This is a genomic window from Desulfothermus sp. (genome assembly GCF_053993635.1).
In genome coordinates this window covers 20067-30689 of record NZ_JBMYBT010000047.1, presented here as the reverse complement: position 1 = coordinate 30689, position 10623 = coordinate 20067, and the positions used below count along the sequence as shown (strand labels likewise).

General features: G+C 35.8%; 12 protein-coding genes. 4 read left to right on the top strand and 8 right to left on the bottom strand.

The window, feature by feature from the left end; translation table 11 throughout:
• Positions 1-11: 11 nt before the first annotated feature.
• The 4 genes from lepA to rpoZ form a co-directional block, all read right to left on the bottom strand.
• The gene (gene lepA, locus ACY2V1_RS03655; RefSeq protein WP_461833439.1) at positions 12-1829 is read right to left on the bottom strand and encodes a translation elongation factor 4; all 1818 of its coding nucleotides are present in this window, start codon (positions 1827-1829) and stop codon (positions 12-14) included.
• 83 nt (positions 1830-1912) lie between these two features.
• The gene (moaC, locus tag ACY2V1_RS03650; RefSeq protein ID WP_461833438.1) at positions 1913-2398 is read right to left on the bottom strand and encodes a cyclic pyranopterin monophosphate synthase MoaC; all 486 of its coding nucleotides are present in this window, start codon (positions 2396-2398) and stop codon (positions 1913-1915) included.
• Complete coding sequence (gene dnaJ, locus ACY2V1_RS03645; protein WP_461833437.1) at positions 2399-3514, bottom strand: molecular chaperone DnaJ; 1116 nt, start codon at positions 3512-3514, stop codon at positions 2399-2401. It lies immediately after the preceding gene.
• A gap of 6 nt (positions 3515-3520) precedes the next feature.
• A complete protein-coding gene (rpoZ, locus tag ACY2V1_RS03640) occupies positions 3521-3733 on the bottom strand; it encodes a DNA-directed RNA polymerase subunit omega (RefSeq protein WP_461833436.1) in 213 nt (70 codons plus the stop codon).
• A gap of 152 nt (positions 3734-3885) precedes the next feature.
• On the opposite strand from rpoZ, the gene ACY2V1_RS03635 reads away from it, so the two are divergent.
• Complete coding sequence (locus ACY2V1_RS03635; protein ID WP_461833435.1) at positions 3886-4635, top strand: tRNA lysidine(34) synthetase; 750 nt, start codon at positions 3886-3888, stop codon at positions 4633-4635.
• A gap of 36 nt (positions 4636-4671) precedes the next feature.
• Here ACY2V1_RS03635 and ACY2V1_RS03630 read toward each other — a convergent pair whose 3' ends face one another.
• Both ACY2V1_RS03630 and ACY2V1_RS03625 read right to left on the bottom strand, forming a co-directional pair.
• Complete coding sequence (locus tag ACY2V1_RS03630; protein ID WP_461833434.1) at positions 4672-5544, bottom strand: rhomboid family intramembrane serine protease; 873 nt, start codon at positions 5542-5544, stop codon at positions 4672-4674.
• Entirely contained in the window at positions 5541-6305 is a 765-nt protein-coding gene (locus tag ACY2V1_RS03625) for an alpha/beta hydrolase (RefSeq protein WP_461833433.1), read from the bottom strand. Before ACY2V1_RS03625 ends, ACY2V1_RS03630 begins: the two co-directional genes overlap by 4 nt.
• Positions 6306-6468: 163 nt before the next feature.
• On the opposite strand from ACY2V1_RS03625, the gene ACY2V1_RS03620 reads away from it, so the two are divergent.
• From ACY2V1_RS03620 to ACY2V1_RS03610, 3 genes are all read left to right on the top strand, one after another.
• Positions 6469-6873 (top strand): VanZ family protein, encoded by a 405-nt coding sequence (locus ACY2V1_RS03620; protein WP_461833432.1) that lies wholly within the window; start codon positions 6469-6471, stop codon positions 6871-6873.
• Positions 6848-7960 carry a FapA family protein gene (locus ACY2V1_RS03615; RefSeq protein ID WP_461833431.1) on the top strand — a complete coding sequence of 371 codons (1113 nt, stop codon included), beginning with the start codon at positions 6848-6850 and terminating at the stop codon, positions 7958-7960. Before ACY2V1_RS03620 ends, ACY2V1_RS03615 begins: the two co-directional genes overlap by 26 nt.
• A gap of 123 nt (positions 7961-8083) precedes the next feature.
• The gene (locus ACY2V1_RS03610; protein ID WP_461833430.1) at positions 8084-8836 is read left to right on the top strand and encodes a motility protein A; all 753 of its coding nucleotides are present in this window, start codon (positions 8084-8086) and stop codon (positions 8834-8836) included.
• A 2-nt stretch (positions 8837-8838) separates the two neighbouring features.
• On the opposite strand, the gene ACY2V1_RS03605 is transcribed toward ACY2V1_RS03610, so the two are convergent.
• Positions 8839-9552 carry an OmpA family protein gene (locus ACY2V1_RS03605; RefSeq protein WP_461833429.1) on the bottom strand — a complete coding sequence of 238 codons (714 nt, stop codon included), beginning with the start codon at positions 9550-9552 and terminating at the stop codon, positions 8839-8841.
• Between the two features lie 86 nt (positions 9553-9638).
• Positions 9639-10529, bottom strand: coding sequence for a sulfite exporter TauE/SafE family protein (locus ACY2V1_RS03600; RefSeq protein ID WP_461833428.1), 891 nt, complete (start codon positions 10527-10529; stop codon positions 9639-9641).
• Positions 10530-10623 lie beyond the last annotated feature (94 nt).

Below are 10623 nucleotides of genomic sequence, written 5' to 3'. Positions count from 1 at the left end.
TCCACAATCACTTAATCCTTTTTAAGCACTGCCAAAAATGCCTCTTGTGGGATTTCAATGTTACCCATTTTTTTCATTCTCTTTTTGCCCTGTTTTTGTTTTTCCAACAGTTTTCTTTTCCTGGTTATGTCTCCTCCATAACATTTAGCTGTAACATTTTTTCTAAAAGGCGGGATCCTCTCCCTTGCAACAATTCTTGTTCCTATGCTTGCCTGGATAATTACTTCAAATAATTGTCTTGGAATGATCCTTTTTAATTTAAGGGCAAGCTCTCTCCCAATCCTATGGGCATTTTCCCTGTGCACAATGGTTGATAGGGCATCCACTGGCTCGCCGTTTATAAGAATATCTAACTTAACCATATCACCAGGATAAAATCCTATAAATTCATAATCAAGAGATGCATATCCCCTGGTATAGGATTTTAGTTTGTCAAAGAAGTCGTACACTATTTCAACAAAAGGAAGCTCATATGTAACAATTACCCTAGAAGATGATAGGTATCTAATGTCCTTTTGCACTCCCCTTTTTTCTTCACATAAGGAAAGTACATTTCCCACATATTCATGGGGTACATGGATATCCATCCTTACAAAAGGTTCTTTGATTTCAGCGATTTTCCCAGGGGGAGGCATCTTGCTGGGATTATCAATTTTAAAGACCTTTCCATCGGTGGTCTTGACCTCGTATACAACAGACGGGGCAGTGGCAATAAGCTCTGCCTTAAATTCCCTCTCAAGCCTCTCCTGAATAATGTCCATGTGGAGCAATCCCAAAAAGCCACACCTAAAACCAAAGCCAAGCGCAGTAGATGTTTCAGGCTCGAATACAAATGCAGAATCATTTAATTGGAGTTTTTCTAAGGATTTTTTTAGAAGTTCAAATTTTGCTGGTTCAGTTGGATACAATCCACAAAAGACCATTGGTTGAGCTCGTTTAAATCCAGGACACGGTTTTTTAGTGGGATTATTTGCCCAGGTTATTGTGTCACCTACTCGTGCGTCTTTGATTTCTTTAATATTTGCAAATAAAAAACCTACTTCTCCAGGCCCTAAAAAATTGACTTCTTTTGGATTTGGCGAATAGACTCCAAGTTGCACAATTTCATATCTCTTTTTAGTTGAAAACATCTGAATTTCTTGGCCAGTTTCTAAATATCCATCAAAAATGCGAAATAACACCCCTACTCCAAGATAGGAATCATACCATGAATCAAAGATCAGGGCCTTTAAGGGTGCGTTAATATCGCCTTTTGGAGGAGGACATTTTTTTATAATAGCATCAATTAATTTATCTACATTTTCTCCTGTTTTGGCACTAACCATTATTATATCAGTGCAATCCAGTCCAATGGCCTCTTCAATCTCTTGAATTACCCTATCAGGCTCTGCACTTGGTAGATCAATCTTATTTAAAACTGGTATTATCTCTAAATCATGCTCCAATGCCAAATATACATTTGCTAGAGTTTGGGCTTCTACTCCCTGGGTTGCATCAACAAGTAAAACAGCACATTCGCATGCAGCCAGGCTCCTTGAGACTTCATAATTAAAGTCCACATGTCCTGGAGTGTCTATGAGGTTTAAAATATATTTTTGATTATCTGTATGGGTGTAAGGTATCCGGACTGTTTGAGATTTTATAGTAATTCCCCTTTCCCTTTCTAAGTCCAGACGATCTAAAAATTGTTCTCTAAGCTCCCTTTGTGATACCACTTTTGTTATCTCCAGGATCCTATCGGCAAGAGTGGATTTACCATGGTCAATATGAGCTATTATGCTAAAATTTCTTATTTGACTAAGAGGGGTAATTTGTTTCTCTCTTTTCATGTCAAGTCCCTGATTAAAAGACAAAATGATTGTTTTTGGGAAGTTAGGATAGTATTTAAGGATCCATTTGCCCCATTACTAATTTACCCAGGATTATAGGTATATTCTCCACTTTTTCCGCCACTTTTATATACGAGTTTTCCTTCTGATATTAAAATATCCTTTTGAACTGATTTGCACATATCATGGATTGTTATAGCAGCAATATGGGCTGCTACCATTGCTTCTATTTCCACTCCTGTTTTAGCAGTGGTCCTTGCTTCAGCTTCTATCCTAATGGAAAATTCCTGGTCATTTAGGTAAAATCTAACGTCTAGGTAAGTCAAGGGTAGAGGATGAGTCAGGGGTATTAAGTGAGGGGTGTTTTTGGCAGCAAGGATTCCCGCTACTTTGGCGGTGTTTAACACATCGCCTTTGGGGAGACTATTTTTTTTTAAGAGATTATAGGTGGTTTCTGATAGGTTTATAACAATTTCATATATGGCTATCCTTCTGGTATCTTTTTTTTTTGAGACGTCCACCATTGTTATAGAGCCATCATCTAATACATGAGTTAATTTGTGCTCCATTTATCCTCCCATGGCCCTTTTAAAAAAATTTTTTACCTTATTTCTGGGCTTTTTTTTCTCAAGTCTTTCAAATTCTTTTAATAGTTCAATTTGTTTTTTTGAGAGATTAGTAGGTGTCTTTATGTTTACCTCAACAAGGAGGTCTCCTCGTTTTTTCTGACCTACATAAGGAATTCCAAGACCTTTTATCCTGAGTACTTCCCCTGGCTGAGTTCCTTTTGGTATTTCAACCTTTACAGGTTCCTCCAATGTTGGAATTTCTATTTTTGCACCCAATGCAGCCTGTACAAATGAGATCTCTATTGGAACTATCAAGTCCTGTCCCTGTCTCTTAAAAGTATCATGGGGCTCAACACTGAGTACCACGTAGAGATCACCTGCAGGTCCGCCAAAACTTCCGCCTTCTCCTTCGCCTCTCAGTCTAAGCCTGGTTCCATTGTCCACGCCAGGAGGGATGTTTACAGTTATTTTCTTGTTGTTTATTATTCTCCCTTCCCCACGGCATCGTTTACACGGATGTCTATTTATTCTGCCCATTCCACCACATTGGGGGCATGTGGTTGAGATTCTGAAAAAGCCGTGGCGTTGAAAGACCTGTCCTCTCCCCCCACAATATGAACAAGTTTCTGCTGAATGACCTGGCTCAATCCCTGAACCTGAACATTCTGGACAGTCCTCTTCCTTAGGTATTTCTATTTCTACTTGAGCGCCTAATGCGGCTTGTTCAAACGATATTGTTAGGTCATATCTTAGATCTGATCCTCTCCTGGCCCTGTTAGTTCCACTTCTTCTACGTCCTCCAAAACCAAAAAAATCATCAAACATATCATTGAATGAGGAAAAAAACTCCTCAAATATGTCTTCACTGGACTTAAAATTATTGTAACCAAAGTTATTTAAGCCTTCATGGCCAAATCTATCATAGGTGGACCTCTTCTGTGGGTCACTTAGAACCTGATAGGCCTCGCTTACTTCCTTAAATTTTTGTTCTGCCTCTGGATCGTCAGGATTTCTATCTGGATGGTATTGGAAGGCAAGTTTTCTATATGCCTTTTTTATCTCTTCTGTGGTTGCGGTTTTAGATACGCCAAGTATCTCATAGTAATCTCTTTTCATGGTAATTTAAACCTCTATTCCTGCCTCTTTAATGGATTTTTTGAGCTTTACTTTTCCTGCAGCGATTTCCCTCAAGGCAGTTACGATCTCAGTGTTATTGCATTCTATAAGGGGTTTATAGCCTTGATGATACATTCTAACCCTTCTCATAGCCATGTGTGCAATAATAAACCTATTGTTGACCTTTTTAAGTGCATCTTCTACCGTAATTCTTGCCATATTAATCTCCTTGATTTTTTAGATGAATATCTTCCCTCTTTTGTAATTATGAAGTGATTTGTTGGGAAGAATTTGATAGGTCGCTTATAAGCTATAAACATAGTTTGTCTGGTAGTCAATACACAAGAATTTCACAAGGAGGAATTTCTTAGGTGGGGAAGATTTCATATATTCAAAAATCATGTATTTCAAAAACATCAAAATTAATGGCCTCAGCAAATATGCTCTTTCCTGGAGCCAGGATAGGAGTTGCCATATCAGGGGGAGTTGATAGTGGAGTTTTACTAAAGATTTTAACTTTGATAAAAAAGAAGCTCCCTTTTGAGATTGAGCTTATGGCCCTTCACATTAATCCTGGGTTTGATAGAAATAATCACAACCATCTTGTTTCATGGGTAAAAGAGTTAGGCGTCTCAGGCTATTTTTCTGTAACTGATTTTGGTTTAATGGCCCATAGTGATGAGAATAGATCAAATTCTCCTTGTTTTTTTTGCGCCTGGCGGAGAAGAAAGAGGTTGTTTGAATTAGTGAAGGAATTTAAATTAACTCATCTTGCCCTTGGCCATACAGGTGACGATTTGGTGAGTACATTTTTTATGAATCTATTTTACGGTGGTCGGGTTGAGACCATGTATCCAAAAGAGATTTTTTTTAAAGGTGAATTTTATCTTATTCGTCCGCTCCTTTTAATTGAAAAGCAAAAAATTATAAAACTGGCAAAGGAATTTGATATACCAGTTGTAGAAAATCCATGTCCATCAGCGAAAGATACATCAAGATATAAGGTAATGGAGTTTTTTGAACAAATCTGGTTCAAGGAGACAAGAATAAAGAAAAATATCTTTTCAGCCCTGTACAATTATATATTAAAAAATCCCGTGCCAGATTATAATTCAAGATGAACAAAAATGAGTTTTAGCTAAGGTGAAAATTTGCAATTACACATAATTTTTACCCCAAAATATAGCTAAGGTCCAAGATATAGCAATGATTAAAAATAAGGCAAAAAAGAGATATCCTGCTTTTATCTTTGCTATATTTAAATTTAGTAGTTGAAAAACAGCGCCAATTATAAATCCTGTAATGAGTCCAAAGAAATGGCTTCCTACATCAACACCTTGGGCACCAATTCCAAGCATGGCAAAGAGTCCCAATCCACTCATTGCATATACTCCGATATCTTTAGGGTTTTGAATACCTCTAATGCCAATAGAGATTCCAATTGTTGCAAATACACACGTGGAAAAACCAAGACTAATGTGACTTAATGGATGAAAAAAATAATTAAACAAATTCCCCAGAGCCCCTCCTAGAAATATCAGTGCCCAGCCAATAGATGGAGGAATCTCTTTTAAAAGAAAGTAGATAAATACTCCCTCCCAAAATATATTGGAGAGGACATGAGGGATATTTTTATGGAGGGTTAGGCTTGTTATAAGCCTCCACCATTCTCCTTTATAAATTGCCCAACTATTGGCACATCCAAGTTGTTCTAATGGTGGGAAGAGGTTTTTTGATATTATGTGAAATAAAAAAATAAAAAATAATATCCAGATGGAGCTTTCTATGCTGTATCCAGATTTGATGTTTTTAGTATTTTCGTGGTTTTGTTCCTTTAGATCTTCTTCTAGTTCTTTCTCAAATTCCAAAATTTCTTTGATAGCTCGTTCTTTGTCTTCGGATTTTACCTTTAAATAAAATCCATTCTCAGTTTTTTGTATAACATGATCAATGCATAGTGCTGTTAAGACCAATGACCATTCATTAATTTTTTCGTCATTATTATGATTAGTTATTGGGATATATGTCATATTTGATTTATTTCATAGATAAAAGATAAAATTGACTTTTTTACTTTATCTTTGGTTTCCTTGTGGGTAGTAAGCAAATGTCTTGTGGTTATTTGTTCCATAATTGGATACAACTCCAGTTTTCTTACTTCAGATCTTACCTTTGTTATGATTTCCCATGCATTAGAAACAGGAACAGATATATCTTGGGGCGAATGTAAAACAAGTATAGGGCAACTGATCAGTGGAAGATTATACCTTATATTTTTTAATGCCTTTATAAAGCTATATAACGGGCTTAGTGCATAAAATCCATCGTATCCTTTAAATGGTGCTATTTCTCTGGCCTCTTTAGTTGCTTTTGGCACTTTTACAACTGGTTTTATAAATCGCAAAATTCCAATTAAAGGTAGTAATTTAGATGGACCCTCAAAAGGAAATAATTTGTATAGATAGACTGGAGAGGCTATTGTAATTAGTGCAGAGACCGGATATCTTTGGGCAAGATACATTCCTATGCTCCCACCCATTGAAAGCCCAATAACAATTGGTCTAAGTCCTTTATGAAAAAGTTCCAAGTAATTTTTTTCTGCTTCCAATACCCAATCTTTAAACCGTGTTTTTTTAAAGGCATTAATGTCCTCACAATGCCCAGGTAAAGTTGGACAAACGATATTTTTAAAACCATTTTCTTTTAACACATCAACCACTGGTTCTACCTCAAATGGAGAGCCTCCAAATCCGTGGAGCACCAAAAATGACAATTTCTCCTTATTATCCATTGACTAACCCCTTTATTTAAGAATAAAAAAATTTTTTAGGTTTTGCAAAATTCGGTTTATTTTAAGTTTTGCAACTGAAGATATAGTTACTTGTAATTATATGCAAGATTAGGTTAGGTAATAATGAAGTCACCATTAAGTATAAATATAGGTAAAATATTATATGGCACTCAAAAGAATTAACAAATTTCAGATGATTTTGGCTATCTTATGGGTCCTTCTTTTAGTCACGGATATATGGCTATCTTTGTCTCCTAGAGTAAGACCACCATATGAGTTTGAGCAATCTGATAAGTTTTATCACATGGGGATGTATTTTTTATTATCACTTATGCCTTTTGTATATTCAATTAATATCACAAAAGCAACTTTTTTATCCCTTATGAGTTTAATGGTAGGTATCATCTTGGAATATATGCAGTTTTTTGTGCCTTTTAGGGAATTTTCAATTATGGATATTTGTGCTAATGAATTGGGGATATTGTTAGGGATAATTATTGGAGTAAGGATTCGTAAGTATTTATATGGCAAAGGGAAAATTTATGTATTACCTTCGTCACTTTTTTGATCCAGATTTTAACTATAGGGATTTAAAACCAAAGGAGAAAGAAGATGGTAAAATGGATTTTTATAATCTCGGTTATGTTCAAAATGTTATTAGGAATCAGGTTATTGCTGAATTCGAGGAAATTTCACCTCAAGAGGTGGACAAATATGATGACAGATTTATTTACAAAGAAAAGAAGTTCCCTATTGGCTCCAATTGTGCTGTAAATCCTAAAAATCCAAATCAGCTTATATCTTTGGTCAATGGATATGTTTATTATGACGAACATGGCAATATTTCAGTCAAAAACCTTTTGAATGTAAGGGGTAACGTAGATTTCCATACAGGTAATGTATATTTTGTGAACAATGTGGTAGTCCATGGAGATGTAAAAAATGGTTTTGAAGTGCAGGGGAATTCTATTTTAGTAAAAGGCATTGTAGAAGGCGCAAAAATAAAGGCCCTTAATTCTATTTCTGTAGAAGGTGGGGTAAAGGGAGAAAATAAGGCGATTCTAACTGCAGAAAATAATATTCACTGTCGATATTGTGAAAATGGAATATTATTAGCCAAGAGATCTATATTAATTGACAGACATTGTCTTCACTCAAACTTATACGTAGGTAAGAATATAAAAGTCGGTGACAAATTAATTGGGGGAAATATTTATTGCGGTGAGAAGATTTTGATAGAGGGAAAGCTAGGTGGTGGTTTTAATGTGCCAACAATTTTGGTCCTGGGATATGATCCAGTTGATATGTATAAATTTTCAAATTTGGAGATGAGATTAGAGAAACTACACAACAGACTGGATTTTTTGGAATTAAAAAGAAAATCAAAAGATGACCCTGAAATAGTCTTGGAAATACAGGAAATTAGAAAGAAAATTAAGATACTTACTAAACACTTAAATCGTATAGCATCTTCCATTAGGTCAAAAAATTTAAATAATTGTCGCGTTATCGTACGTGGTGAGATTCATCCAGGAGTAGAAATATCCATTGGACCTGCATATTATAAAGTGGACGAGTTTATTAAAGGAACTACTTTTTATTTTAAAGATGGTGAAGTGAATATCTCAAAATTTGAAAAACTGAAGGGGTATTAGTAATCGAACAAGCTTTATATTTAGCATGTTGAATTAATAGTAAAATTTATTGTGATTATTATTTAACCGTACAAAAAATAATAACGCAAAATAGTTATGTATTCTTAATAGTGGAGTGTCAATATGGATATAGGGACCTTAATAGGACTTCTTGCAGGATTTGGACTTATTATTGGTTCTATTTTTATGGGTGGTGGTCTTGGGGCATTTATAGATGTACCATCTATATTAATTGTTATTGGTGGAACAATAGCGGTTACCTTTATTATGTTTCCCATGGGCACTGTATTTGGAGCCATTAAAGTCGCCATGAAGGCATTTTTTACCAAATCCATGGACCCTAATCAGATAATTTCCCAGATTACCTCTCTTGCAGAGGTTGCAAGAAAAGATGGGCTGGTGGCCTTGGAAAAAGCAGCTACGGATAATGAATTCTTAAAAAAAGGTTGTATACTAGTTGCTGATGGAAATAACAGCGAAGTAGTTAGATCTGTCTTGGAGATTGAGCTTGCATTTATGCAACAGAGGCACTCCACGGGTCAGGATATATTTAAATCAATGGGATCTATGGCACCTGCATTTGGAATGATCGGTACACTGATTGGTCTTGTTCAAATGTTACAGACTCTTGACGATCCTTCATCCATTGGACCTGCAATGGCAGTGGCACTGCTTACTACATTCTATGGTGCGGTCCTGGCAAATGTTGCATTTATTCCAATTGCAAAAAAATTAGAAGAAAGGTCAAAGGAAGAGGCCCTTTATATGGAGATTATTATTGAAGGGATAGTTTCCATTGCAAATGGTGAACATCCTGCAATAACCAAAGAAAAACTCCTGGCATTTTTAGCCCCTGCTTTGAGGGAGAAAAAGTAAGGTTACACGTTAGGACGGTAGAAATAAAACTCAACTCTTCTATTTTTTTGTCTATTTTTTTCTGATATATTGGGAACTATTGGGAGGGTATCAGCATATCCTTCAGCTTTAAACCTTCTTGGATTAAATTTACCTTTTTCAAGAAGATATCGAAGCACTGCAGCTGCGCGAGCTGTTGATAATTCCCACGCTGAAGAATATTTAGAATTTTTTGCTTCAATATCGTCTGTATGTCCTCTGATAGCCACCATCCAGTCGTTTTTTTTGAGTAATTTTATTATGGAATCTAAAACTTTCTTAGAAGAAGGCAGCAGCTTGGCTGTTCCCTTTTTAAACATCACATCACTTTGAATTCTAATCAATACCCCATTATCTTCAGAGGAAATATCCATTGGCGTCTGTTGTTGGACATCAGTTAACAACGACTTTACTGTTAAAACCATCCCAAGTATATCTTTGTCCTGTTTTGTTAGCTTTACTTTACTTTCATATTTTGACGGAGAAAATGCCACATAATCAGCCTGCTGTCTTTTTACCTGCACTCCAAAGGCATCTTTTATTGATCCCAGCATATCCTGAAATTTCTGGATGTCCATGTTGGCAAAGGATAAAAGTAACACAAAAAAGGTCAAAAGAAGGGACATAAGATCAGAAAACGTAGTCAACCACTCAGGTGCGCCTTCTTCTTGTTTTGGGGGTGGTTCTTTTCTCGCCATTTTTTTATTTTTGATTTAGTTTGATAAATTTAGTTAAGGAATAATAAAAAATATAATCAGTTTTAACTGGTAAGGCAATAGAAATATTATCTGATAAAAGGAGTGGAAATATATCTTATAGCGATAAGGGATACTGCTATGCCAAGGATAAATTTTATAATGGATGCAGGTAATTTAGACTGAAGTTTTGTACCCACATAAATCCCTGCCATGCCACCTAAGCCAAAAAGTAGCCCTAATAAGAAATCTGGTACTGTAGAGGGGTCAGAGGAAAACGGGCCAAAACCATAAAAACATGCAGCTATTATTGAAGAAATCCATGTTGAGATTAGGGTTGCTCCAGCCACAACCTGGACTGGTAATTTCAAAACTGCCACACAATATGGTGACATAATCGCACCACCTCCTATACCATATGCGCCTCCTATTACCCCTGTTAACAGGGATGGGACTAATATAGCTATAGGGTTGTAATTGATTTTGGCATCAGGAGTTGATATGCTTGCTGCTAGGAGACTTAGTTTTTCTTGCAATACCTCTATTTTCTTTGGTTTTGTGTTTTTTGAGACAAAAGCGTCCATAAGACATCTAACTCCCAAATAAAAAAGGATAATACCCACAAATACTTTAAAATACATAGGATTGGGTAAATATTTTATTCGTATCCAATATCCAAAAAAGATTCCAGGTACAGTTCCAATGAGAAATAATAGAAGTAGGGTCCAGGAAATGCGTTTTTCCCGTATGTATTGATAAGATCCTAGGGGAATTGATGTAATGTTGTAAATAAAGTTGGTTCCACTAACCCCAGGGGATATATATCCAAAAATACTCATTTGTAATGGAAGCAAAATAAAGGCACCAGAAACTCCTGCTGGTGATACTATAGATGAGATAATAAACATGATAAGTGGTGGTAAAAATAGATAAGTATCTATGTTGGAGACTGGAAAATGAAATGGTTCAAACAAAAGCATCTATTTTCCCCTGTTGATAGATATTAAGAATCTACAGGAGTCCATATAATGGAATATTTCAAAATTGTCCAATCCCTAATAGATGGGATGAAAA